This window comes from Bradyrhizobium ganzhouense (genome assembly GCF_049949285.1).
GTDB lineage: Bacteria > Pseudomonadota > Alphaproteobacteria > Rhizobiales > Xanthobacteraceae > Bradyrhizobium > Bradyrhizobium ganzhouense.
Genome location: NZ_CP181318.1, coordinates 6,760,329 through 6,784,782, shown reverse-complemented (window position 1 = coordinate 6,784,782; position 24,454 = coordinate 6,760,329). Strand labels below are relative to the sequence as shown.

Annotated in this window: 24 protein-coding genes; 19 read left to right on the top strand and 5 right to left on the bottom strand. The window is 64.1% G+C overall.

Annotated elements, in window-relative coordinates; genetic code table 11:
- Nucleotides 1-1,512 carry a Do family serine endopeptidase gene (locus ACLFLU_RS31445; RefSeq protein WP_426408601.1) on the top strand — a complete coding sequence of 504 codons (1,512 nt, stop codon included), beginning with the start codon at nt 1-3 and terminating at the stop codon, nt 1,510-1,512.
- A 143-nt stretch (nt 1,513-1,655) separates the two neighbouring features.
- On the opposite strand, the gene serB is transcribed toward ACLFLU_RS31445, so the two are convergent.
- Nucleotides 1,656-2,561 (bottom strand): phosphoserine phosphatase SerB, encoded by a 906-nt coding sequence (serB, locus tag ACLFLU_RS31440; protein WP_426408600.1) that lies wholly within the window; start codon nt 2,559-2,561, stop codon nt 1,656-1,658.
- An 11-nt stretch (nt 2,562-2,572) separates the two neighbouring features.
- Between serB and miaA the strand changes: the two genes are divergently transcribed.
- The 8 genes from miaA to ACLFLU_RS31400 all read left to right on the top strand — a co-directional run bounded on the left by miaA (nt 2,573) and on the right by ACLFLU_RS31400 (nt 11,014).
- Nucleotides 2,573-3,514 carry a tRNA (adenosine(37)-N6)-dimethylallyltransferase MiaA gene (miaA, locus tag ACLFLU_RS31435; protein ID WP_426408599.1) on the top strand — a complete coding sequence of 314 codons (942 nt, stop codon included), beginning with the start codon at nt 2,573-2,575 and terminating at the stop codon, nt 3,512-3,514.
- A gap of 327 nt (nt 3,515-3,841) precedes the next feature.
- Nucleotides 3,842-5,617, top strand: coding sequence for an acetolactate synthase 3 large subunit (locus ACLFLU_RS31430; RefSeq protein WP_426408598.1), 1,776 nt, complete (start codon nt 3,842-3,844; stop codon nt 5,615-5,617).
- 59 nt (nt 5,618-5,676) lie between these two features.
- Complete coding sequence (gene ilvN, locus ACLFLU_RS31425; protein WP_426408597.1) at nt 5,677-6,219, top strand: acetolactate synthase small subunit; 543 nt, start codon at nt 5,677-5,679, stop codon at nt 6,217-6,219.
- A gap of 3 nt (nt 6,220-6,222) precedes the next feature.
- Nucleotides 6,223-6,918 (top strand): class I SAM-dependent methyltransferase, encoded by a 696-nt coding sequence (locus ACLFLU_RS31420; protein ID WP_426408596.1) that lies wholly within the window; start codon nt 6,223-6,225, stop codon nt 6,916-6,918.
- Between the two features lie 49 nt (nt 6,919-6,967).
- Nucleotides 6,968-7,876: an EamA family transporter gene (locus tag ACLFLU_RS31415; protein WP_426408595.1), complete on the top strand. Its 909-nt coding sequence runs from the start codon at nt 6,968-6,970 to the stop codon at nt 7,874-7,876.
- Nucleotides 7,877-7,883: 7 nt separating this feature from the next.
- Complete coding sequence (locus ACLFLU_RS31410) at nt 7,884-8,486, top strand: LysE family translocator (protein ID WP_426408594.1); 603 nt, start codon at nt 7,884-7,886, stop codon at nt 8,484-8,486.
- Between the two features lie 132 nt (nt 8,487-8,618).
- Nucleotides 8,619-9,638 (top strand): ketol-acid reductoisomerase, encoded by a 1,020-nt coding sequence (gene ilvC / locus ACLFLU_RS31405; protein WP_028145443.1) that lies wholly within the window; start codon nt 8,619-8,621, stop codon nt 9,636-9,638.
- Nucleotides 9,639-10,162: 524 nt separating this feature from the next.
- Complete coding sequence (locus ACLFLU_RS31400; protein WP_426408593.1) at nt 10,163-11,014, top strand: SDR family oxidoreductase; 852 nt, start codon at nt 10,163-10,165, stop codon at nt 11,012-11,014.
- A gap of 8 nt (nt 11,015-11,022) precedes the next feature.
- Here the strand turns inward: ACLFLU_RS31400 and ACLFLU_RS31395 are convergent, their stop codons facing one another.
- Nucleotides 11,023-11,643, bottom strand: a complete 621-nt coding sequence (locus ACLFLU_RS31395) for a hypothetical protein (protein ID WP_426408592.1) — start codon at nt 11,641-11,643, stop codon at nt 11,023-11,025.
- A gap of 106 nt (nt 11,644-11,749) precedes the next feature.
- Between ACLFLU_RS31395 and ACLFLU_RS31390 the strand changes: the two genes are divergently transcribed.
- Together ACLFLU_RS31390 and ACLFLU_RS31385 are read left to right on the top strand one after the other, a co-directional pair.
- Nucleotides 11,750-12,418, top strand: a complete 669-nt coding sequence (locus tag ACLFLU_RS31390) for a TetR/AcrR family transcriptional regulator (protein ID WP_426408591.1) — start codon at nt 11,750-11,752, stop codon at nt 12,416-12,418.
- A gap of 190 nt (nt 12,419-12,608) precedes the next feature.
- Nucleotides 12,609-14,321: a sulfatase-like hydrolase/transferase gene (locus ACLFLU_RS31385; protein ID WP_426408590.1), complete on the top strand. Its 1,713-nt coding sequence runs from the start codon at nt 12,609-12,611 to the stop codon at nt 14,319-14,321.
- A 164-nt stretch (nt 14,322-14,485) separates the two neighbouring features.
- Here ACLFLU_RS31385 and ACLFLU_RS31380 read toward each other — a convergent pair whose 3' ends face one another.
- Both ACLFLU_RS31380 and ACLFLU_RS31375 read right to left on the bottom strand, forming a co-directional pair.
- A complete protein-coding gene (locus ACLFLU_RS31380; RefSeq protein ID WP_426408589.1) occupies nt 14,486-16,039 on the bottom strand; it encodes an ABC transporter permease/substrate-binding protein in 1,554 nt (517 codons plus the stop codon).
- The gene (locus tag ACLFLU_RS31375) at nt 16,036-16,818 is read right to left on the bottom strand and encodes an ATP-binding cassette domain-containing protein (RefSeq protein WP_426408588.1); all 783 of its coding nucleotides are present in this window, start codon (nt 16,816-16,818) and stop codon (nt 16,036-16,038) included. Before ACLFLU_RS31375 ends, ACLFLU_RS31380 begins: the two co-directional genes overlap by 4 nt.
- 119 nt (nt 16,819-16,937) lie before the next feature.
- On the opposite strand from ACLFLU_RS31375, the gene ACLFLU_RS31370 reads away from it, so the two are divergent.
- The 6 genes from ACLFLU_RS31370 to ACLFLU_RS31345 all read left to right on the top strand — a co-directional run bounded on the left by ACLFLU_RS31370 (nt 16,938) and on the right by ACLFLU_RS31345 (nt 21,984).
- Entirely contained in the window at nt 16,938-17,756 is an 819-nt protein-coding gene (locus tag ACLFLU_RS31370) for an ABC transporter ATP-binding protein (protein ID WP_426408587.1), read from the top strand.
- The gene (locus ACLFLU_RS31365; RefSeq protein ID WP_426408586.1) at nt 17,756-18,541 is read left to right on the top strand and encodes an ABC transporter permease; all 786 of its coding nucleotides are present in this window, start codon (nt 17,756-17,758) and stop codon (nt 18,539-18,541) included. Before ACLFLU_RS31370 ends, ACLFLU_RS31365 begins: the two co-directional genes overlap by 1 nt.
- A gap of 95 nt (nt 18,542-18,636) precedes the next feature.
- Nucleotides 18,637-19,173 carry a DUF305 domain-containing protein gene (locus ACLFLU_RS31360; RefSeq protein ID WP_426408585.1) on the top strand — a complete coding sequence of 179 codons (537 nt, stop codon included), beginning with the start codon at nt 18,637-18,639 and terminating at the stop codon, nt 19,171-19,173.
- A gap of 9 nt (nt 19,174-19,182) precedes the next feature.
- The gene (locus ACLFLU_RS31355) at nt 19,183-20,652 is read left to right on the top strand and encodes a YncE family protein (RefSeq protein WP_426408584.1); all 1,470 of its coding nucleotides are present in this window, start codon (nt 19,183-19,185) and stop codon (nt 20,650-20,652) included.
- 40 nt (nt 20,653-20,692) lie between these two features.
- Nucleotides 20,693-21,214, top strand: a complete 522-nt coding sequence (locus ACLFLU_RS31350; RefSeq protein WP_426408583.1) for a sigma-70 family RNA polymerase sigma factor — start codon at nt 20,693-20,695, stop codon at nt 21,212-21,214.
- Nucleotides 21,211-21,984, top strand: a complete 774-nt coding sequence (locus ACLFLU_RS31345; protein WP_426408582.1) for an anti-sigma factor family protein — start codon at nt 21,211-21,213, stop codon at nt 21,982-21,984. The genes ACLFLU_RS31350 and ACLFLU_RS31345 overlap by 4 nt, the downstream gene beginning before the upstream one ends.
- Nucleotides 21,985-22,054: 70 nt before the next feature.
- Here the strand turns inward: ACLFLU_RS31345 and ACLFLU_RS31340 are convergent, their stop codons facing one another.
- Complete coding sequence (locus ACLFLU_RS31340) at nt 22,055-22,504, bottom strand: cupin domain-containing protein (RefSeq protein WP_426408581.1); 450 nt, start codon at nt 22,502-22,504, stop codon at nt 22,055-22,057.
- A 137-nt stretch (nt 22,505-22,641) separates the two neighbouring features.
- Here ACLFLU_RS31340 and ACLFLU_RS31335 point away from each other — a divergent pair, with 137 nt between their 5' ends.
- A complete protein-coding gene (locus ACLFLU_RS31335) occupies nt 22,642-23,667 on the top strand; it encodes an ABC transporter substrate-binding protein (RefSeq protein ID WP_426408580.1) in 1,026 nt (341 codons plus the stop codon).
- A gap of 29 nt (nt 23,668-23,696) precedes the next feature.
- On the top strand, nt 23,697-24,401 hold the full coding sequence (locus tag ACLFLU_RS31330) for an NUDIX hydrolase (RefSeq protein WP_426408579.1): 705 nt from the start codon (nt 23,697-23,699) through the stop codon (nt 24,399-24,401).
- Nucleotides 24,402-24,454: the final 53 nt, after the last annotated feature.

Genomic DNA, 24,454 nt, shown 5'->3' with positions numbered 1-24,454 from the left:
ATGACCGCTGCCACCATTGTCCCGACCCGCTTGCGCCAACATGCGCGATTTGGGCTGGCCGCGCTCGCGCTCAGTGCTTTCAGTGTGTTCGGCTCGCCGGCGCAGGCACGCGGACCGGAGGGCATCGCCGACGTCGCCGAGAAGGTGATCGACGCGGTCGTCAACATCTCGACCTCGCAGACGGTCGAGGCCAAAGGCGGCGGCAGCAACACCATGCCGCAACTGCCGCCCGGCTCGCCGTTCGAGGAATTCTTCGACGACTTCTTCAAGAACCGCAAAGGGCCCGGCGGCGGCAGCAAGGGCGGCGATAACGGCAATGGTCCGCCGCGCAAGACCAACTCGCTCGGAAGCGGCTTCATCATCGACACCTCCGGCGTCGTCGTGACCAACAATCACGTCATCGCCGATGCCGACGAGATCAACGTCATTCTCAACGACGGCACCAAGATCAAGGCTGATCTCGTCGGTGTCGACAAGAAGACCGATCTTGCCGTCTTGAAGTTCAAGCCGCCGAAGCCGCTTGTTTCGGTGAAGTTCGGCGACTCCGACAAGCTGCGTCTGGGTGACTGGGTGGTCGCGATCGGCAACCCCTTCAGCCTCGGCGGCACGGTGACCGCGGGCATCGTCTCGGCCAAGAACCGCGACATCTCCTCGGGGCCGTATGACAGCTACATCCAGACCGACGCCGCCATCAATCGCGGTAATTCCGGTGGCCCGCTGTTCAATCTTGAAGGCGACGTCATCGGTGTCAACACCCTGATCATCTCGCCCTCCGGCGGCTCGATCGGCATCGGCTTCGCCGTGCCGTCGAAGACGGTCGCAGGCGTCGTCGACCAGCTCCGCCAGTTCGGCGAATTGCGTCGCGGCTGGCTCGGCGTGCGCATCCAGAGCGTCACCGACGAGATTGCCGAGAGCCTCAACATCAAGCCGGCGCGCGGCGCGCTGGTGGCCGGCGTCGACGACAAGGGCCCGGCCAAGCCGGCCGGCATCGAGCCCGGCGACGTCGTCGTCAAGTTCGACGGCAAGGACGTCAAGGACCCGAAGGATCTGTCCCGCGTCGTCGCCGACACCGCGGTCGGCAAGGAGGTCGACGTCGTCATCATCCGCAAGGGCGAGGAGCAGACCAAGAAGGTCACGCTCGGCCGCCTGCAGGATCCCGACAAGGTGCAGGCCGCGGTGAAGACCGACGAGCCGCCGCCTGAGAAGCCGGTGACGCAGAAGGCGCTCGGCCTCGATCTCGCCGTGCTGAACAAGGATCTGCGCACGCGCTACAAGATCAAGGACACCGTCAAGGGCGTTGTCGTCACCAATGTCGATGCCAATTCGGACGCTGCCGAGAAGCGGCTCTCCGCCGGCGACGTCATCGTCGAAGTCGCGCAGGAAGCGGTCGCGAGCGGCGCCGACATCCAGAAGCGGGTGGACCAGCTCAAGAAGGACGGCAAGAAGTCCGTGCTGCTGCTGGTCTCGAACGGCGACGGCGAGCTGCGGTTTGTGGCGCTGAGCGTGCAGTAAGGCCCGCGCTCTCAGCCACGCACTCACTGTCATGCCCCGGCTCGACCGGGGCATCCAGTACGCCGCAGCATCTCCGCATCCTCGCGGTGTCTCTGGAATACTGGATCACCCGCTTTCGCGGGTGATGACGGCGGAGGGGGAAGCTACCCCTCGACGAACTCGTCGCGCTTATAGCCCTGTGCATACAGCAGCGCGGTGAGATCGCCGTGGTCGATCCGTGCGGCCGCGGCGGCCGCGACGGCCGGCTTGGCGTGATACGCCACGCCCAGTCCCGCCGCCTGGATCATCGCGAGGTCATTGGCGCCGTCGCCGACGACGATTGAGTCGATGTCGTCGAGATCGAACGACTCCATCAAATCCACCAGCGTCGCGAGCTTGGCGGCGCGACCCAGGATCGGCTCCTTCACTTCGCCGGTGAACTTGCCGTCGCGCACGACGAGCTCGTTGGCGCGGTTCTCCTGGAAGCCGATCTTGGCGGCGACCGCGCTGGTGAACAGCGTAAAGCCGCCGGAGACGAGGCAGGTGTAGGCGCCTTGCGCGCGCATGGTCGCGACCAATTCGCGGCCGCCCGGGGTCAGCGTGATGCGCTTGGCCAGCACCTCGTCGACAACGCTGGCAGGGAGATCCTTCAGGAGCGCGACGCGCTCGCGCAGTGCCGGCTCGAACTCGATCTCGCCGCGCATCGCGCGTTCGGTGATGGCCGCCACATGCGCCTTCATCCCGACGAGATCCGCGAGCTCGTCGATGCATTCCTGGCCGATCATGGTGGAATCCATGTCGGCGAGAAAAAGCTTCTTGCGCCGGACGCCGGCAGGCTGCACCACGATATCGATGGGCAGATCGCCGCGAAGCTCGCGCAACCGCTCTTCGATGGCGTGACGGTCGCCTTCGAGGTTACTGTCGGCACCGAAGGGAATGTCGACCGCGACCCCGTCGAACAGCCAGTGCGCGGGGGCCGCTTGCGGCAACACGGCGCGGGCGCCGTCGACGATGGTCGAGTCGAGGGCGGGATTGGCGGGATTGCAGATCAGCGTAGCGACGAGGGACATTTGAGGTTTTCGTGAGCGAGTGGCATTCGAGCAAGGCCGTGCTTATCGCAGGCCCGACCGCCAGCGGCAAGTCGGCGCTGGCGCTGGAGCTTGCGCTGAGTGCGGGCGGAATCGTCATCAATGCCGATTCCATGCAGGTCTATCGCGACCTCCGCGTCATCACTGCGCGTCCCACGCAGGATGAGGAGGCACGCGTTCCCCATCGCCTCTATGGCCATGTCGATGCGGCCGTGAACTTTTCCGCCGGCGCCTGGGTGGCCGACGCCGCGAAGATGCTGGAAGAGGCGAAGGCCGAGGGCCGCCTGCCGATCTTCATTGGCGGCACCGGGCTGTATTTCAAGGCGCTGACGGCGGGTCTCTCGGTCGTGCCGCCGATCCCTGCGGAAATACGTGAGGACGTACGTGCCCGGCTGGAGCGGAATGGCGTCGAGGCGCTGCATGCGGAACTTGCGCGTCGGGACCCGAGTGCGGCCGAGCGACTGAATCTCCGCGACCGCACGCGGATCGCGCGTGCGCTCGAAGTGATCGAGGCGACCGGCCGTTCGCTGCTGGACTGGCACCATGAGGGCCAGCCGCCGCTGCTGCCGAAGGACAGTTTCCGCGCGGTGTTTCTCGCGCCCGAGCGTGACGAGCTCTATGCCCGTATCGACGCCCGCTTCGACGCCATGCTGGGCGCCGGCGCCCTGACCGAGGTTGAGCGGCTCGCCGCCCGCAGCCTCGATCCGCTGCTGCCGGCCATGAAGGCCCACGGTGTGCCGGCCCTGATCCGGCATCTGCGCGGTGAGCTCAGCCTGGAGGAGGCCGCCACGATCGGCCGGGCCGACACCCGCCACTACGCCAAACGGCAATTCACCTGGTTCCGGCACCAATTGCCGGAGTTCGAATGGGTGAAGCCGGAGGAGGCGAGGGAATGGCTGGCAGCCGCCGTCAACGCGGGTCGGCATCGTAGATGACGCGCTTTTGTGCGCGGGTTCCCGATTTTACCTCTCGCCGAACCCTGGGAACACCGCTACACTGCCAAAATCGCGGAAGCGGCCGCTTTGCCTTGACATCGAGGCTCTGGTCGTTATGTTTCGCGCAACCTTTGGGAAGCCGAGCACCTGCCATGCGTAACATTATTACCAACCTCCTTATCGCCGTCGTACCCAGGCACACCGCCGGGGGTGGCTAGCTGCCATCCACATGACAGGCGGTGTGCAGGGTCCCTCTTCGGGGCCTTTTTTATTTCTCGAACCCGACCAGAACGAAGCCGCTGGCAACAGCGCATCCGGAGCAAGCCAATGACCGACAAGAGCCACGATCCGAACCAGATGACCGGCGCTGCGATGATCGTCCGCGCGCTCATCGATCACGGCGTGACCGACATTTTCGGCTATCCCGGCGGCGCGGTGCTTCCGATCTATGACGAGATCTTCCAGCAGAGCGAGGTCCAGCACATCCTGGTCCGCCACGAGCAGGGCGCGGGTCATGCCGCCGAGGGCTATGCGCGCTCGACCGGCAAGCCGGGCGTTGCGCTGGTGACCTCCGGCCCCGGCGCCACCAACATGGTGACGCCGTTGACCGACGCACTGATGGACTCGATCCCGCTGGTCTGCATCTCCGGCCAGGTGCCGACGCATCTGATCGGCAACGACGCGTTCCAGGAATGCGACACCGTCGGCATCACACGCCCCTGCACCAAGCACAATTGGCTGGTGCGCGACGTCAACGATCTCGCCAAGGTGCTGCACGAGGCCTTCTACGTTGCGACCACGGGCCGTCCGGGCCCGGTGCTGGTCGACGTTCCCAAGGACGTGCAGTTCGCGACCGGCACCTATCATCCGCCGCGCAAATCCGACGTGCATCGCTCCTACGCGCCGCGCGTGAAGGGCGATGCGACGCAGATCCGCAAGGCCGTGTCGCTGCTCGCGGGCGCCAAGCGCCCGGTGATCTACAGCGGCGGCGGTGTCATCAATTCCGGTCCCGAGGCGACCAAGTTGCTGCGCGAGCTGGTCGAGGTCACGGGCTTCCCGATCACCTCGACGCTGATGGGCCTGGGTGCGTATCCGGCGTCGGGCAAGAACTGGCTCGGCATGCTCGGCATGCATGGTACCTACGAAGCCAACATGACCATGCATGATTGCGACGTCATGCTGTGCGTCGGCGCGCGCTTCGACGACCGCATCACCGGCCGTCTCGATGCGTTCTCGCCGAATTCGAAGAAGATCCACATCGACATCGATCCGTCCTCGATCAACAAGAACATCCGTGTCGACGTGCCGATCATCGGCGATTGCGGCAATATCCTCGGTGACATCCTCCAGGTGTTCAAGGCCGAGGCGAAGAAGCCCGACATCAAGACCTGGTGGCAGCAGATCGCGCAGTGGCGTGCCCGCAACTCGCTCTATTACAGGAAGAGCAACGACGTCATCCTGCCGCAGCATGCGATCCAAAGCCTGTTCGAAGCGACGCGCGGCAAGGACACCTACATCACGACCGAAGTCGGCCAGCATCAGATGTGGGCGGCGCAGTTCTACGGCTTCGAGGAGCCGCATCGCTGGATGACGTCGGGCGGTCTCGGCACGATGGGCTACGGCCTGCCGGCCGCGATCGGCGTGCAGGTCGCCCATCCCGACAGCCTCGTCATCGACATCGCGGGCGACGCCTCGGTGCAGATGACGATGCAGGAGATGTCGACGGCGGTTCAGTACGAGCTGCCGATCAAGATCTTCATCCTGAACAACCAGTATATGGGCATGGTGCGGCAGTGGCAGCAGCTGCTCCACGGCAACCGGCTGTCGCATTCCTACTCGGAGGCGTTGCCGGATTTCGTCAAGCTCGCGGAAGCCTATGGCGGCGTCGGTCTCCAGGTCACCAGGCCTGCCGATCTCGAAGGCGCCATCAAGGAGATGATCTCGGTCAAGCGCCCGGTGCTGTTCGACTGCCGTGTTGCGGCGCTGGAAAACTGCTTCCCGATGATCCCCTCCGGCAAGGCGCACAACGAGATGCTGTTGCCCGAGCAGGCCAACGACGAAGCCACCGCCAAGGCGTTCGCCGGCGGCAAGGCGCTGGTGTGAGCCGGCGATGACGCAGCCGCCTTCGCCGACATGACAAAGAAGATTTGAAGGGGACGACAATGAACCAGCCCGCATCCGCCTACTTCATCGAGGACCGTCACGATCCCAACGAGACGCACACGCTTGCGGTGCTCGTGCAGAACGAGCCCGGCGTGCTCGCCCGGGTCATCGGCCTGTTCTCCGGCCGCGGCTACAACATCGAGAGCCTCACAGTCTCGGAGACCGAGAGCCAGAAGCATCTCTCCCGCATCACCATCGTCACCACGGGGACGCCGATGGTGATCCAGCAGATCAAGCACCAGCTCGATCGCATGATCCCGGTCTACCAGGTCGTCGACATGACCCAGACCAAGCGCTCGATCGAACGCGAGCTCGCGATGGTCAAGGTGCGCGGGCAGGGCGAGCATCGGGTCGAGGCGTTGCGGCTGGCGGATGCCTTCCGCGCCCGCGTCATCGACGCCACCACCGAGAGCTTCGTGTTCGAGATCACGGGCAATACGGACAAGATCAACCAGTTTATCGACCTGATGCGCCCGCTCGGCCTTGTCGAGGTGTCGCGCACCGGCGTTGCCGCGATCGGCCGCGGGCCCGAAGGGATGTGAACCATGCTGGCGCGCGACTGGTATTATAACGAGCGGAACCGGATGGGCATCGAGCCCGCGGTGGCGTCGATCTACGACGCCCACGACGATGCCGATCTGCGGGCGCGCGCCGCGCTGAAGATGCTGGGCGTACAGCGGGGCTGGCGCATTGCCGACATCGGCTGCGGCAACGGCGTGCTGGCGACCGAAGCCGCGCTGATGGGTGCCCAAGTTGATGCCATCGATATCTCGCCGGCGATGCTGGCGCTGGCCGAGATCTATGCCCGCGACCGCAAGGCGCCTGTCCGCACGCAATCGGCCGGCCTGCTCAGTTTTGCTTACCAGGCGGAATCCTACGATCTGATCGTCAGCGAGTTCACGCTGCATCATCTGCCGGATTTCTGGAAGGCGGTCGCAATGTCGCGGATCTTTCGCGCGCTCAAGCCGGGTGCGACCTTTTACCTGCGCGACATCGTCTACGCGTCGATGCCCGACGCCGTCGAGCGCGATGTCGAGCAATGGGCCGACTACCACATCAAGAACCACGATTTCTCGCGCGAGAGCGTGGTGACACATATGCGCGACGAATACTCCACCTTCGGCTGGGTGATGGAGCGGATGCTGACCGATGTCGGCTTCACGCTGGTCTCGGCCGACTATCACGCACCGATGCACGGCACTTATCTCCTCCGCAAACCGAAAGCCGGCGAGCAAGGCTAGACCAGAAGAACAAGCAGGGCTGCACGACAGGGCAGAACCGGAAACAACAATGAAGCCGGCCGACATCCTCATCGCCCTCATGGTGGCGATCATCTGGGGGCTTGCCTTTGTGGCGAGCCGGATCGCGCTCGACGAGTTTTCGCCGGAGCTGATGACAGCGATGCGTTTTTCCATTGCTGCGGTGCCGTGCCTGTTCATTCCCAAGCCGAAGGTCGCCTGGTCGCTCCTGATCGCGATCAGTTTCACGCTGTTCCTCGGCCAGTTCCTGAGCCAGGCCTACGGCATCGCCCATGGCGTGCCGGTGGGGCTGACTTCCGTCGTCGTGCAGAGCCAGGCGCTGTTCACGATCGGCTTTGCGGCGCTCGTCTTCGGCGAGCGTCCGACGCCAGCGCAGACACTCGGCATCGTCATCGCAGCCATCGGGCTGCTCATGATCTGCGGCACCGTCGGTTATGATTTCAGCGTCGGCGCCTTCGCGGTGCTGATGATCGCACCGATCTGCTTTGCTGTCGGCAATCTCCTGCTGCGCGGTGCTCGCGGCGCGCCAATGTTCGATCTGTTCGCCTGGCTCTGCCTCACCGCCGCGGTGCCGCTGTTCGCACTCGCGCTCGTCGTGAACGGGCCGGCGCCGACCTTCCAGTCGCTGATCCATATGTCGCTCACCGGCCTGATCTGCCTGCTGGTGATCGGAGCAATCTCGACCAGCATCGCCTATTGGCTGTGGGGCCGGCTGCTGCGCGATTATCCCGCTGCGCAAGTCGTGCCGTTCGCGCTCTTGGTGCCGTTCGTCGGCTCGGCTGCGTCCAGCATCGTGTTCGGCGAGCGGTTCGGGCCGCTGCGCCTCGCCGGCATGCTGACCGTGATCGGTGGCATCGCGGTGATGGTGCTGGTGAAGCGGCCCAGGGCGTTACCCAAAGAAAAGGCGTTACCCAAAGAATCGCTTGCGAAGACTGCGTGAGGTGAACATGGCCAACTCGCTCTTCTACGCCTTCCTCGCCTTCATGGTGGTGATGTACTTCACCCCCGGGCCGAACAACATCATGCTGCTGGCCTCGGGGCTGACCTACGGCTTCCGGCGCACCATCCCCCACATCGCCGGCATCGTCATCGGTTTTGCTTTCATGGTCGGCGCGGTCGGCCTCGGGCTCGGCACGGTGTTTCTGGCCTATCCGATCCTCCAAACCATCCTGAAATATGCCGGTGCGGCCTATCTGATTTACTTGGCCGCCGTCATCGCCTTCTCCGGCCCTGCCAAGCCGGGTGAGGGGGACGGCCGCGGCCCGATGACCTTCTGGGGCGCCGCCATGTTCCAGTGGATCAATGCCAAGGGCTGGGTGATCGTGATCGGCACCATCACCGCCTACGCGGCGATTGCCCAGTTCCCGATCAACATCGCCATCCAGACCCTGATCAGCCTGCTGGTCGGCACGGTCTCGACCGTGGTCTGGGCCTTCTTCGGCACCGCACTACGACCGGTGCTGACCTCTGAGCGGCTGGTCCGCGCCTTCAATATCCTGATGGCGCTGCTGCTGCTCGCCTCCCTCTACCCCGTTTTCATGGATGCATGATGTCGCGGATTTCCATGCAGAAACGGGTTTCCCTAAGGGCTGAAAATGCTCTAGACAGCCCCCGAAATCCGCAAATTTCACCCTTCGGACACTGACTATCGGCCGATTCTGGCCCTGAACGAGGAAACGACTATGCGTGTTTATTACGATCGCGACGCCGACCTGAACCTGATCAAGGGCAAGAAGGTCGCCATCGTCGGCTATGGCAGCCAGGGTCACGCCCATGCGCTCAATCTGAAGGACTCCGGCGTCAAGGACGTCGCCATTGCGCTGCGCAAGGACTCGGGCTCGGTCAAGAAGGCGGAGGCCGCTGGCTTCAAGGTGATGGAAGTTGCCGAAGCCGCCAAATGGGCCGACCTCGTCATGATGCTGACCCCGGACGAGCTCCAGGGCGACATCTATCGCGAGCACCTGCACGACAACATGAAGAAGGGCGCCGCCCTCGTCTTCGCGCACGGTCTCAACGTCCACTTCAACCTGCTCGATCCGCGCGCTGACCTCGACGTGCTGATGATCGCGCCGAAAGGCCCCGGCCACACCGTGCGTTCGGAGTACCAGCGCGGCGGCGGCGTGCCCTGCCTGATCGCGATCGCCAAGGACGTCTCGGGCAACGCCCATGACCTCGGCCTGTCCTACGCTTCGGCTGTCGGTGGTGGCCGCGCCGGCATCATCGAGACCACCTTCAAGGAAGAGTGCGAGACCGATTTGTTCGGCGAGCAGGTCGTGCTCTGCGGCGGCCTGGTCGAGCTGATCAAGGGCGGCTACGAGACCCTGGTCGAAGCCGGCTACGCGCCGGAGATGGCCTATTTCGAGTGCCTGCACGAAGTGAAGCTGATCGTCGACCTGATCTATGAAGGCGGCATCGCCAACATGAACTACTCGATCTCCAACACGGCCGAGTACGGCGAGTACGTCACCGGTCCTCGCATCGTCACCGCCGAGACCAAGGCCGAGATGAAGCGCGTTCTCGCCGACATCCAGGGCGGCAAGTTCGCTCGCGACTGGATGCTCGAGAACAAGGTCAACCAGACCTCGTTCAAGGCGACCCGCGCCAAGCTCGCCCAGCACCCGATCGAGGAAGTCGGCGCCAAGCTGCGCGACATGATGCCCTGGATCAAGAAGGGCGCGCTGGTCGACAAGTCGAAGAACTAAGGCGGCGATCTCCGGACGTGGCGCGTCGGTGACGCGCTACGTTCTGGACGCGGATGCGAAAACAAAAAGCGTCGCTCGCCAAACCAAATCTTAAATCTTAGCGACTATATCTGAGCGAGATCGCAAACAGCGGTCTCGCTCTTTTCATCTCGCGCGAAGCATTGCGGCTTCATTCAAATTCTTCGCGAGTTGATGTGCTCTCAGAGAGCCAAGAACTGACGCTTAAACCACATTCTTGAGTTCGCGTCGTTCTTCAGAACTTTTCCAGAAGTCGCGAGCGTCAAAAGCTCTGTGTCCTCAGAGTTTAGGATTCGACTCTTCATCCGCGCTCTCAGCGCGCGATCAAGCGCATGTTTCGATGTTCGCACGCCGCTTCATCTTAAGAACCGACACCTGCTGCCCGTTCTTGCAATACGCCAAGTTCTCGAAAAAGCTCACCGCTGCGCGGCTTGAGAACCTGATGGCATTGCGCTGGCGCGGCCTCCCCTTACATTGATCGCGGGGCACAAAAGGGGGGGAAGACCATGCGATCTGTCGTCATCACCGGTGCATCCACCGGCATCGGCTGGGCCATTGCGAAATTTCTGATTGGGCGCGGCTATCGCGTCTTCGGCAGCGTCCGCAAGCAGGCCGACGCCGACCGGCTGAAGGGTGAGTTCGGCCAAAACTTCACGCCGCTGCTGTTCGACGTCACCGACGAGGCCGCCGTGCTGGCGGCCGCGCGGCAGGTGCGCGAGGCGCTGGGCGGCGAGACGCTGGCTGGTCTCGTCAACAATGCCGGCGTTGCCGTCGCTGGCCCCGTGCTCGAATTGTCGGCGGATGATTTCCGCCGCCAGATGGACGTGAACGTCATCGGCCCTGTGATCTCGACGCAGGCGTTCGGACCGTTGCTCGGCGCCGATCCGTCGCTGAAAGGGCCGAAAGGGCGGATCGTGATGATCAGCTCGGTTGCAGGCAAGAACGGCAATCCGTTGTCGGCACCCTATTGCGCCTCCAAGCATGCGATCGAGGGCCTGTCGGAAAGCCTGCGCCGCGAGCTGATGTTGTTCGGCATCGACGTCATCATCGTCGCGCCCGGCGCGGTGAAGACGCCGATCTGGAGCAAGGCCGAGCAGTTCGATATGTCGGTCTACCAGAACTCGCCCTATCTCCCGGCGCTCAACAAGGTCATGGCGTTCATGATGAAGCTCGGTGAGACCGGGCTGCCGGCTGAGCGAATCGCCGAAGTGGTCTTCGAGGCGCTCACGGCGCCAAGTCCCAAGGTGCGCTACCAGATCACGCCGGACTGGCTGCGGCACTTCATGACCACTGCGCTGCCCAAGCGCACGGTCGACCGCATCATTGCCAAGCGGCTCGGGCTGCTGCCTCAAGGCTGAAGCGCCGCTCAGCCTGCCGCAGCCGTCCGTCCGCGCGGATGGGCAGCCATCGCGAGCATGCGCAGCGCCATCACGGCGAGCAGCGGAACAAGGAACGCCGCGTAGGCCGGCATGGCCGGCACGCGCTTGCCGAACGATACCATGAACTGGAACCAGAGGTAGTAGCCGCCGATGAGGTGCAGCGCGCGCCAGACGCGCGGTCCGATCAGCGCCGCCGTGCGGTCGAATGAGGTCGCGCTCATGGCGATGATCACGGCATAACCGATGGCGCCGAAGATGTAGGAGGCCGGCGAGGTGGCCTCCGCAAAGCCGGCCGGGTCCATCTTGGCGAACGCGACGATCGCAACCGCATGGATGGCGTGGGAGGCCGCAAAACTGAGGCCCAGATAGCGGCGGTTGCGGCGCTGCCAGCGTGTCCAGGCGTTTGGCCAGAGCCGCGCCAGCGCCGCGGCACCGAAGGCCAGGCAGAACAGCAAGAGCGAGCTGCGTGCCGTGAAGCGGATCACCATGCGCACGCCCTCGACCTCGAACTGCCGCATCGAGGCGATCCAGAGGCTTAAGGCAATCAGGCTCAGCGTGAGGACGGCAAGCAGCCGCCAGCCTTCGAACCAGCTTTGACGTTGCGACATGGTGGTCTCCTTCCTTATGTAATCATCGATTACATTTGGCTCTAACAGGATCGTCAATGGTGTAATCGCTGCTTACATTCACGTTCGGGTGATGCTAGAAGGCGCCATGCCCGCCCGTCAGACCTCCAAGCCTCAGACCTCAAAACCTCGCGCCCGTCGCCGGACACTGGAAGCCCGGCCCTATCATCACGGCGACCTCCGCCGGGTGCTGATCGATGCTGCGCTGCAACTGGCGGCTGAGGGTGCCGAGGTGTCCGTGCGCGAGGCCGCGCGCCGGGCCGCGGTGTCGCCGGGGGCGCCGTTCCGGCACTTCCCCAATCGCGACGCGCTGATGGCGGCGGTGGCCGAGGAGGCGCAGCGGCGCTTTCGTGCCGAGATCGAGGCCGCACTGGTGGATGCGCCGTCGGCCGACCCGCTGGCCCGCTTCCGCGCCTTCGGCGTCGCCTATGTGCGCTGGGCGATGCGCAACCCCGCGCACTTCGAGATCATCTCCACGGGGCGCTATTTCGCCCATGGCAGTTCGGCCGAGCTGACGCGGGACAATGCCGAGCTGGTCGCGCTCACCGACCGGATGCTGGCCGAGGCGGCCGAGCAGGGCCTGCTGCGATCGACGGATATCAAAGGCATCCTGATCGCCGGCCGTGCTCTGGTTTACGGCTTTGCCCGGATGAATCTCGACGGCCATTTTCCGCGCTGGGGCGTGGCGGAGGACGAAATCGAGCGAATGGCGGAGGGGGTGATCGATCTGTTCATCGCGGGGATCGCCAAGCCCTAGCGTCACCTGAAGTGCGGCCTTTCGCCACCCGCTAACATTAAGCGAAGGTCGGATGGCCGATCGCGTTGCCTGCCCGTGACCATTCCATTACAGTTTTATGACACGGCGCAGGCTTTCCGGCTGCGTCGAACGCCGCAGGCCGGTCAGACGGCTTGGCATCACCCGCCGGACCAGAAGTTGCGTGTCGTCGATGGCGTCCGCGCCCAATTCAGGTCCTTCCGCCACCACCGCCGTTCTGGCGAGCGTTGCCGCGCTCGGCATCTGGCGGCTGCTCGCAGTTGCCGCGCCGCATTTCGCAGCGCTTGCGCTGATGTACGAGACCGAGACCGATTTCGGTTCGCGCCTGTCCTTCCTGCTCGCCTGGGGCATCCTCAACTTCTTCTGGATCACGCTGTTGCGCCGGCCGGCCCTGTCGGGCGCGCTATCGCTGACCATGGTCGTGGTGCTGGTGCTGCTGTCGCGGCTCAAGCACGACGTCGTGCAGATGACGGTTAACTTCATCGATTTGATGATGATCGACCGCGACACGGTCGCGTTCTTGTTCACGATCTTCCCGAATTTGCGCTGGTCGGTGATCGGGGCCGGCCTGGTCACGCTGCCGCTGATGTATGCGCTGTGGTGGCTCGATCCGTTCCGCATCCGCCGCCTGCCTGCGCTGGCGTCGATGCTCGCATGTCTCGCCGGGCTTGTCGGCTATTCCGTCTACCATCCCGACGAAGCCTGGCGCGGCTATTACGACGACGGCTATCTCTCAAAGTTCTTCCGCTCCGGCGTCACTGCGGTCTCCGATTTCGTGCAGTACGGTTTTATGGAGTCGGCCGCCTCGACCGACGAGCGGCTCAACATCCCGCTGGTCGACGCTTGCCATCCGGCCGGCCGCCGGCCGAACATCATCATGATCCATGATGAATCGAGTTTTGACATCCGCGCCGCACAGGGCATCAAGGTGCCGTCGGGCTATGGCAGCCACTTCAAGTCCTGGGACGGCAAGGAGCGCACATTCCTGGCCGAGAGCAATGGCGGGCCGAGCTGGTTCACCGAATACAACGTGCTGGCCGGTCTCTCCTCGCGCTCGTTCGGCCGCTTTGCCTATTTCGTGACGCGCATCGCCTCGGGCCGCGTCGAGCGCGGCCTGCCGCTGGCATTGCGCCGTTGCGGCTACGACACCATGTCGCTCTATCCCGCCTATGGCGGCTTCATGGGCGCGCGCAGCTTTCAGGTGACGACCGGCGTCGAGCGCTTCCTCGACTCCCGGGATCTCGGCGCGAAGGACGTCGAGCCCGACAGCTTCTTCTACGACAAGGCGCTGCGGCTGATGGGCGAGCGGACGCCCAACAAGCCGCTGTTCACCTTCATCTATCTCGGCGCCAATCATTTCCCCTGGGAGACGCGCTTCCGCCCCGATCTGGTGCCGAATTGGCGCGCGCCGGGCAACGTGCCGTCCATCGACGAATATCTGCGCCGGCAGGCGATGAGCGCCGAGCAATACAAGGCCTTCATTGCGGGCTTGAAGAAGAATTTTCCGGGCGAGCCCTTCCTGATCGTGCGCTATGGCGATCACCAGCCTGAGTTCGCGCCCAATCTGCTCGAGCCCGGGCTCGACGAGGGGGCGATCGGCAAGAAGCTCGACGCTTACGATCCGCGTCTTTATGCGACCTATTACGCGATCGACGCCGTCAATTTCGAGCCGGTGAAAAGCGATGCAGTGATGGACACGGTCGACGGTCCCTATCTGCCGCTGGTGATCCAGGAAGCCGCCGGCATTCCGCTCGATCCGTCCTTCACGGAGCAGAAGGAGATCATGCTCCGCTGCAAGGGCATCTTCTACGGCTGCAAGGACGGCGCCGAGGCGCGGCGGCTAAACCGTCTGCTGATCAATGCCGGGATGATTCACGGGCTTTAGTCTTCATCACCGTCACCCTGAGGTGCCGGAGCGAAGCGGAGGCCTCGAAGGGCGACGGCCCGGCTGCATCCCGGCCGTGCATCCTTCGAGGCTCGTGTTGCGATGCGCTTGCATCGCAACACTCGCACCTCAGGATGACGGATTAAGCGTACGTCGAGTGCGGCCTACTGCTTACCGACCTTCCCCCACAGCCACTTCGCCACCGAATCCGGCGACGAAATCGCATCATTACCGGCGGCGCGCAAATTCGCCTCTCGCATCGTGGCAATATCGATCTTCCCCAGCAACGGCTTCAACGCGGCCTGCAATCGCTCGTCACCGGCACGTTTCGGCGCCAGCAGCAGGATGGCATCGTAAGGCGGGATCGCTTGCTTGGGATCGTCGAGCGCCACCAATTCGTACTTCGCGATCAGCCCGTCGCTGGTGTAGCCCGCGATGACATCGACCTCGCCGCTCGCCACCGCCGCATACATGAAGTCCGGCTGCATCTGGCGCTGCGCGCTGAACTGAAGGCCATAGGCTTTCTGCAGCGCCGCCCATTCCGGTCGCGAGAAGAATTCATAGTCGCCTGCGATCGACATCGTTGATGCGTGCGCGGCGAGATCGGCGATGGTGTGGATGCCAAGCGCGTCGGCACGCTTCTTCGGGAGCACCAGCGCATAGGCATTCTCGAAACCGAGCTCGCCGAGCAGCGTGATGTTGTCCCTGGCGAGCGCCGTCTTCAAATCTGCTACCAGCTCCGCGCGCGGCTTGATGTCGGTGCGGTGCAACTGGTTGGCCCAGAGCGTGCCGGAATAGTCGACATAGAGATCGATGTCGCCGGCCTTCAGCGCCTCGAAGATCACGCTCGAGCCGAGACCCGACCGCGCCGTGGCGGAGAGGCCGGCCGCCTGGAGGCGGTCTCGAAGCAGGGCCGAGAGCACATATTGCTCGGCAAAGGTTTTTGCACCGACCACATAGCCGGACGACGAACGCCCCATCGTCGGCACCAGGGTCGCCGCAACCAGCGCCGCGATCCCGATCGCACCGAGCCCGGCGCCCAGGCGGCTGCGATTGCGCAGGCCGCTCTCGATCAGGCCGAGCAGCTGATCGACGGCGAGCGCGAGCAGGGCCGAGGCAAGGCAGCCGAACAGCACGAACACCCAGTTCTGGGTCTGCAGCCCTGCAAAAATATAATTGCCGAGGCTGGTCTGACCGATCGGCGTCGACAGCGTCGCGGTGCCGATCACCCACACGGCGGCGGTGCGGATGCCCGCCATCATCACCGGCAGCGCCAGCGGAAGCTCGACCATGACCAGCGACTGCCGCTCCGTCATGCCGACGCCTTTGGCGGCTTCGATCAGCGCGGGGTCGATGCCGTTGAGCCCGGTGATGCCGTTGCGCAGCACCGGCAGCATCGAATAGAGCGCCAGTGCCAGCATCGCCGGCAGGAAGCCGAATGCGGAGAAGGAGACGCCGAACCATTTCAGCGTCACCGACGCTGCGAGCAGCAGCAGCGGATAGAACAGCGCGAGCAGCGCCAGCCCCGGCACAGTCTGCACGATGCTGGCGAGCGCGAGCAGGATGGCGCGCGGCGCCGGGCGATTGCGTGTGAGGATTGCGAGCGGTAGGCTGACGATCAGGCCAAGCGCGAGCGCGGCGAGACTCACCCGCACATGGTTGCCGAGATAGTCGGGCAAATGCGACAGCGCCTCGCCCCAGCGCGGATCGGTTATCATGCGGCACCGCTTTGTGGCAGCAGCGCGTTCAGCCGCTCGACCTGGCGCCGCGGCGTGCGCAGCAGCTCCAGCACGTAGGCATCGCTGCTTGCCGAGAGCTCCGACGGCGTGCCCAGCGCGAGCAGCTTGCCGCCGCGCATCACCGCGATGCGGTCGGCGAGCAAGATCGCCTCCGTCATGTCGTGCGTGATCATCACGGTGGTCAGGCCGAGCTTGTGGTGCAGCTCGCGAAAATCCTCGCCGAGCGCATCGCGCGTGATGGGATCGAGCGCGCCGAACGGCTCGTCCATCAGCACGATGCGAGGCCTTGCCGCCAGCGCCCGCGCCACGCCGACGCGCTGGCGCTGCCCACCCGAAAGCGCCTCCGGCAGCCTGTCACGATGGGAGGCACGGTCGAGCTGCACCAGCTCGATGAGTTCGTCGACGCGCGCGGCAATGTCGGCCATAGGCTGGCCGAGCAGCTTTGGCGTGATCCCGATATTGTCGGCGACGCTCAAATGCGGAAATAGTCCGCCGCTCTGGAAGACGTAGCCGATCCGGCGCCGCAGCGCGACCGGATCGATGTTCTGGACGTCCTCGCCCTCGACCGTGATGGTGCCGCCATCGGCCTCGATCAGCCGGTTGGCAAGCCGTAGCAGCGTCGTCTTGCCCGAGCCCGAGCCGCCGACGATGGCCAGAAATTCGCCCTCGGGGATGTCGAGCGAGACGTCGTCGACGGCCCTGAGGGGGCCGAAGCTCTTGGTGACGTTTCGGTAGCTGATCGCCAGCTTGGAGGGCATCGCGGGTGGGCTCAAGGGACGGTAAGAGGGCGGCCAGCCCCATGCGTAGCACGCTTGGCCGGTTGATTGAACTTGATCGCGCGAGCGGCTAAGGCATCGCCAGGGTTCGGAGGAAACACATGACAACGCCAACGGCGGTGGCGCTGGAAGATGCCAAGGTTGCGTTCCGGCTGGGGGACGGGCGGGTCTATACGGCGGTGGAGAAGGCCCATCTTGCGGTCGCGCAGGGCGAGTTCGTCGCCATTGTCGGCCCGACCGGCTGCGGAAAATCCACGCTGCTCAATGTCGCGGCCGGGCTGCTCAAGCCGGCCGCTGGCAGCATCAAGATTTTTGACCGGCCGCTCGCCGGGCTGAACCGGGACGCCGGTTATCTGTTCCAGGCCGATGCGCTGTTCCCCTGGAAGACGGCGCTCGACAATGTCGCGATCGGGCTCGAGATCAAGGGCACACCGCGCGCCGAGGCCCTGCCGCGGGCGCAGAAATGGCTCACCTCGGTCGGCCTCGGCGCCTTTGCGGGCCGCTATCCGCACATGCTCTCCGGCGGTCAGCGCAAGCGCGTGGCGCTGGCGCAGGTGTTGATCCGCGACCCAAAGATCCTGCTGATGGACGAGCCGTTCGGGCCGCTTGATGCGCAGACGCGCCAGGTGATGGGCAACCTGCTGCTCGACTTGTGGAATGCCGACCGCAAGGCTGTGCTGTTCGTCACTCATGATCTCGAGGAGGCGATCGCACTTGCTGACCGCGTCGTGATCATGTCGGCGGGGCCGTCCTCGCGCATCATCGGCGACTGGCGCGTGACGTTGCCGCGCCCGCGCGACATTTTCGAGGTGCGGATGGACAAGGATTTCCATGCGCTGCACCGGGAGATCTGGAGCGTGCTCAAGGACGAGGTGATGAAGGGCTACGCCCAATCCACCCATGCGGCGGAGGCGGTCTGATGTCGCGCGTCACGCTGCTTGCGCTGCAAATCCTGGTCGCAATTGTCTGCATCGTGCTGTGGCAGTTGCTGTCGACCTTTCCCATCTTCGGCAAGATCCTGCTGCCGCCGTTCTTCTTCTCCAATCCGGTCGACGTGTTCGATCAGATCGTCAAATGGTTCGTCTCTGGCGTGATCTGGAAGCATCTCTGGATCACGCTGGTGGAGTCGATCCTGGCTTTCGTGATCGGCTCGCTCGGCGGCGTCCTCATCGGCTTCTGGTTCGCGCGCCAGCCGCTGGTCGCAGCGGTGTTCGATCCCTACGTGAAGATGGTCAACGCGCTGCCGCGCGTCGTGCTGGCGCCGATCTTCGCGCTGTGGCTGGGTCTCGGCATCTGGTCCAAGGTCGCGCTCGGCGTGACGTTGGTGTTCTTCATCGTGTTCTTCAACGTCTACCAGGGCGTCAAGGAAGTCAGCCGCACCGTGCTCGACAATGGCCGCATGCTCGGCATGAGCGAAGGGCAGCTGATGCGGCACGTCTATTGGCCCTCGGCGCTGTCGTGGATGTTCTCGTCGCTGCACACCTCGGTCGGCTTCGCTGTGGTCGGCGCCGTCGTCGGCGAATATCTGGGATCGGCCGCAGGGCTCGGCTATCTGATCCAGCAGGCCGAAGGCGTGTTCGACGTCGCCGGCGTATTCGCCGGCATGTTCGTGTTGTCGGCCTTCGTGATCCTGATCGACTTCGGGGTGACGCTGGTGGAGCGCAGGCTACTGGTCTGGCGACCGACGGTGGACGGGCGCGGCTAGGCGCCTTCTGACATTTATGTGATTGACCGACCGGAATAGAACGCGCGGCCTCGCGTCATACCCCCATGCAACCACCTGCATGGGAGTTTCCAGGGATGCACCCGTCACAGTTTCGTCGCGCAGTTGCTGCGCTCGCAGGCAGATGCCGATGGCCGAAGCCCGGACTCGGCACCGCGTTCCTCGCCGCGCGCATTTTCGTCGCCTTCGCGGCGCCTCCGCTCGTATTCGCGCATGAAGCGCACCCGGCCGCTCCCCAGGCTGCCCTGAGTGCCGAGGAGAGCGCTTTCCTGCAAGAAAACGATGCCGCAATGACCAAGATGATGAACGACATGGCGGCCAAGCCGACCGGCGACGTCGATCGCGACTTCGTCGCGATGATGAACCCGCATCATCAAGGTGCAATCGACATGGCCGTGATCGAATTGCGCTACGGCAAGAACGAGCAGCTGCGGCGTATCGCCCAGGAGATCATCGTCGACCAGATGCAGGAGATCGCGGCCATGAAGCTCGCGATCGGCGAGCCGGCGACGGACACCATGCCAGCTCCGACCCAGTCGCAATCCGTTCCAGTCGCCACCGTCCATCACCATCCGGGCATGCAGATGGATATGTCTGCCGGAATGAAGAAGTAGGAGCCACGCATGAAGACCTTGAGAAATACGATCGGCAAGAGCGTTCTTCTGGCAGCCACCATGCTCGCCACCGGCCCCGCCGCATGGGCAGGGCAGGCGCCGGGCGCGCTGTCCGCCCCGGATATTCCGATCAGCCACCACGACCGCGTCTACGCCGCGGAACAGTTCTCGAATACGGTTTCCGTCACCGACCCCGTCGACAACAAGCTGCTTGGCGTGATCCGGCTGGGCGACCCGCAGCCCGGCAATTTCAGCCCGCTCTACAAGGGGCAGGTGCTCGTGCACGGCATGGGCTTCTCGCCCGATCACAAGACGCTCGCCGTGGTGTCGATCGGCTCCAATTCGGTGACCTTCATCGACACCGCGACCAACGCGGTCAAGCACATCACCTATGTTGGGCGATCGCCGCACGAAGCGTTCTTCACGCCGGATGGCAAGGAGGTCTGGGTCACCGTTCGCGGTGAGAACTACATCTCCGTCATCGATCCTGTGAGCTTCGAAGAGAAAACCCGCATCACGACTCCGAACGGGCCGGGCATGCAGATTTTCTCACCCGATGGCAAATACGGCTACATCTGCTCGTCCTTCAATCCCGAGACCGACGTGGTCGCGGTCGCCGAGCACAAGATCATCGCCAAGGTGAAGCAGGAGAGCCCGTTTTGTCCGAACATCGCGGTGACGCCGGACGGAAATCAGGTCTGGTTCACGCTGAAGGACATCGGCCGGACCCAGGTGTTCAATGCCAAGCCGCCGTTCAACGCGATCAAGACGATCGACACCGGTCCGATCACCAATCACGTCAACTTCGCACACACCGCCAAGGGCACGTTCGCCTATGTCACCATCGGCGGCCTGAACGAAGTGAAGGTGTTCCGCACCGACGACTTCTCGCAGGTCGCGACAATCCCGGTCGGCAATCTGCCGCACGGTATATGGCCGTCGGGCGACGGCACGCGCATCTATGTGGGGCTGGAGAACGCCGACGCCCTTGCGGTCATCGATACGGCGACCAATAAAGTGGTTGCCAACGTTCCGATCGGCCAGGCGCCGCAGGCGATCGCCTATGTTCCGAATGCTGCGCCCAACCCGGATGACCGCCAGAATTTGCAGGCACTCGGCGTTGCCGGGCAGGTTGCTCATCTGGCGCTCGTGTCGAAGGAAGGCGCCAGGGACGGTAAGCCGCCGACCAGCGTGTCGCTGTTCGATCAGGGCCTGATTCAGGTCCTGCAGGCCTCGGTGACGGGACTTCAGCCCAAGCAGAAATATGTGCTGGCGCTCGCGGAGCATGGCGATGGAAGTGGTACGTTGCAGCCCTTGGCGGCGTTCATGGCCAATCCGGCCGGATCTGCTATCGTCAACGCGGCCGGTCCGATCCGGCAGATCGTCGACCGGTCTGCCGCGGCTGCAAAGCGGTATCTGGTGATTGCGTCCGGCGACGCGGCCATGCCCGGTGAGGCGGTCCAGATCGAGGTGCAATGACGCCCGGCCGAGCGGCAACGAAGAACAGGCGGAGCGACTCATGAAGGATATGCTGGCTCAAGTCGAGCCGCTGATCCCCGCGCTCCGCCGCTATGCGCGCGCGCTCATGCGCGATCGAGCTGCGGCTGACGACCTCGTCCAGGATTGCCTGGAGCGCGCTGTCAGCCGCTGGCATCAACGGCGTGACGGCAGCCTGCGGGCCTGGCTGTTCACAATCCTCCACAATCTGGCGGTCACGCAATTCCGCCAGGCGACAGTGCGGGGCAGGCATATGCCGATCGACGATGCAGCAGGCGAGCGGGAGCTTGTCAGCGCGGCAGCGCAGGAGCAAAGGCTGATCTATCAGGATGTCCTGAGCAAGCTTGCGAGACTGCCGGAAGAGCAGCGGGCTGTGCTGTTGCTGGTTGCGGTCGAGGACCTCTCCTACGCCGACGCTGCGGCAGTACTCAACGTCCCGGTTGGCACCGTGATGTCGCGCCTGTCACGCGCGCGGGAAAGGTTACAGCAGGAAATGGACGGCGTTACACCGGGGAACGTCGTGGCATTGCGGAGCGTGAAATGAGCCAGCGGCCGATCACCGAGGACGATCTCCACGCCTATGTGGACCAGGCGCTCGAGCCTGAACGGCGCGCGGAGGTCGCATCCTATCTGGACGATCATCCCGATGTCGGCAAACGTGTCGCGGCCTTCGCCACCCAGCGCGAGCAGTTGCGTGGCGCGCTTGCGTCAATCGCTGACGAGCCATTGCCGGCCGAGCTGAATTTGTCGCACATCATCGACAACCGGAAGCGGCGTCCTCTTCGGGCGTGGGGCGCGATTGCGGCGCTGTTGCTCCTCGGTATCGGCGGTCTCGGCGGCTGGACCATGCGCAGCTTGCTGCAGGAGGGATCGAACGGACTGTCTTCGTTGGCGCAGGAGGCCGCCTACTCCTATAACGTCTATGCGCCCGATCGCGTGCGGCCGGTCGAGATACGAGCGTCCGACAGTGCCGAGCTCACGCAATGGGTCACAAATCGGCTGAAGCAGCCGGTCAAGGTGCCTGATCTCTCCGTGTCCGGTTATCGGCTGATGGGAGGGCGCCTGGTTGCGACGTCGCATGGCCCGGCCGCGATGTTCATGTACGATGACGATCATGGTGACCGTCTCGTTGTGCTGACGCGCCCGATGAGCAACCGCAATCTTGCTACACCGATGATGCCGCAATCGGCCGGCGATGTCGCAGGCTTCGTGTGGGCGGATGGTGGCATGGGCTATACCCTCGTCGGCCAGCTTCCGGGGGACACCCTCAAGCCGATCGCGAACGAGATCCGGAAGCAGACCCGCCCGATCTAGCCCCAGATTTCATGAAACGGGCGCGCACGGCAGTGCGAGCCCGAACACTTGCGCAAGATCGCGAAGAGGCTCAATCCAGCAGCTTGACGTCATCAGGCGCCTGCGGCGGCGTCTTGATCGCGATCGCCTTGACCTGGCCGCTGATCGGCTTGGTGCCGCCATGCGGCGTGCCCTTGGGGATGATGACGAGGTCGCCCGGCTTCACCGTCACTTCCTTGTCGCCGAGCCAGATCGTCCCTGTGCCGTCCAGGATGTACTGGATCTCGTTGGTGTTGGCATGCAGGTGCTTCGGCACATTGCCGACCTGGATCGAGACGGTCGAGCCATCCGCGGTCATGAAGGTCTTGGACCGGTAGCCGACCTTGTTGGCGGGGCCGAGCGCATCGCCTTCCATCTCGCCGGTATGGATGATCTGCGCGGTGATGCTTTCGGCGGCGAGAGCCGGTCCGAGCAGGTAGGTCGCGCCGCATCCGGCGACAAAGGCGGCAGTGATTGACAGCCCGGCAGCAAGGCGATTCATGGATGATCCTCCCCATCAGATTGTTGTTGTGCGCGCATGCTATTGCGCCGAAAGGTCAATGGCCAGTGCCACTTAAGCGGTGCTTCTCAAGCCAGTCCCGCTGCTCTATGGTGCCGCCAGCCGAACGGAGGAAACCAATGAAGAACACGATTGCCAGGCTCGCCGGCGCGCTGCTTGCGCTGACGCTCACCGCCGGTCTTGCCGCAGCGCAAAGCAAGGTGACCATCGCGATCGGCGGCGGCGCCTGCCTGTGCTATCTGCCGACGGTGCTGGCCAAGCAGCTCGGCGAGTACGAGAAGGCCGGCCTCAATGTCGACCTCGTCGACCTCAAGGGCGGCTCGGACGCGCTCAAGGCCGTGCTCGGCGGCAGCGCCGACGTGGTTTCCGGCTATTTCGACCATTGCGTCAATCTGGCGGCCAAGAAGCAGGAGCTGCAGGCTTTCGTCGTCTATGACCGCTATCCCGGCCTTGTGCTGGTCGTCGCACCGTCTCACACCGGCGACATCAAGTCGGTCAAGGACCTGGCCGGCAAGAAGGTCGGCGTCAGCGCGCCCGGCTCCTCCACCGACTTCTTCCTGAAATATCTTCTGAAGAAGAACGGGCTTGATCCGGCCGGCACCGCCGTGATCGGCGTCGGCCTCGGCGCCACGGCCGTCGCTGCGATGGAGCAGGGGCAGATCGACGCCGCCGTGATGCTCGATCCCTCCGTCACCGTGCTCCAGGGCAGCCACAAGGATTTGCGCATTCTCAGCGACACCCGCACGCAAAAGGACACGCTCGAGACGTTCGGCGGCGAATATCCGGGCGGCGCGCTGTACTCGACCGTGGCCTGGATTAATGGACACGAGAAGGAGACGCAGGCGCTGACCAACGCAATGCTCGCCACCATCGCCTGGATCCATTCACATTCGCCCGAAGAGATCATGGCCAAGATGCCGGACGAGATGGTCGGCAAGAACAAGGACCTTTATCTCGCCGCGCTAAAGAACACGATCCCGATGTTCTCCGAGACCGGCAAGATGGATCCCAAGGGTGCCGACGCGGTGCTGGCGGTGTTCAGCATCGGTTCGCCCGAGGTGGCCAACGCCAAGATCGACGTCAGCAAGACTTTTACCAACAAGTTTGTCGACCAGGCCAAGAAGACCACGGGGAGCGCCAAATAACTGACGCGAAGGCTTGGTAATCAGGCGTCATGACGTCACTGACTATTCATCGCGTCTCGACGCTGGAACTTGCGGTGCGCACCGCCGCCTGGCCGTTCGCCGAGGAGCGGCGCGCCGAGATCGCGGCGCATTTCGCCGAGCAGCAACGCGCGCGACCGAAACTCTGGAACGGCCGGGTCCTGCTCGGGCGTGATGCCGTCTTCACCGACGGGCATCTCGCTGCGACCTATTTCGAGACGGATTTCGCCAGCTTCCTTGCCTGGCGCGACTGGGGCTTTCCCGATCCGGGCGTGTTCAACGGCTTCGGCATGGGCGCGCTCCGCACCTCCGATGGCGCCTTCGTGATGGGCGAGATGGCACATCACACCGCCAATGCGGGACGCATCTATTTCGCGTCGGGCACGCCCGATCTCGATGATGTCAGGGATGGCACGCTCGACATTCCCGGCAGCGTCATCCGCGAGCTCGAGGAGGAGACCGGCCTGTCGCCTGCCGATTATTCCGCGGAGGCGGACTGGCACTGTGTCGTCACCGGCAGCGCACTTGCAATGATACAGATCCTCAACCTGGACATGCCGGGTGAGGCGGCTCGCGCGCGGATCGAAGCCAATCTGGCACGCCAGGACGAGCCGGAGCTTTCGGCCATCCATCTCGTGCGCGGAATGGATGATCTCATGCCGGCCATGCCGCGGTTTGTCACGGCCTTCATCGCGCAGCAGTTCACCTCGCGCTGATGCGCGACGCTTGACATCGCGACGCCCAACCCATGTGATGGGCGAAAAGCAAA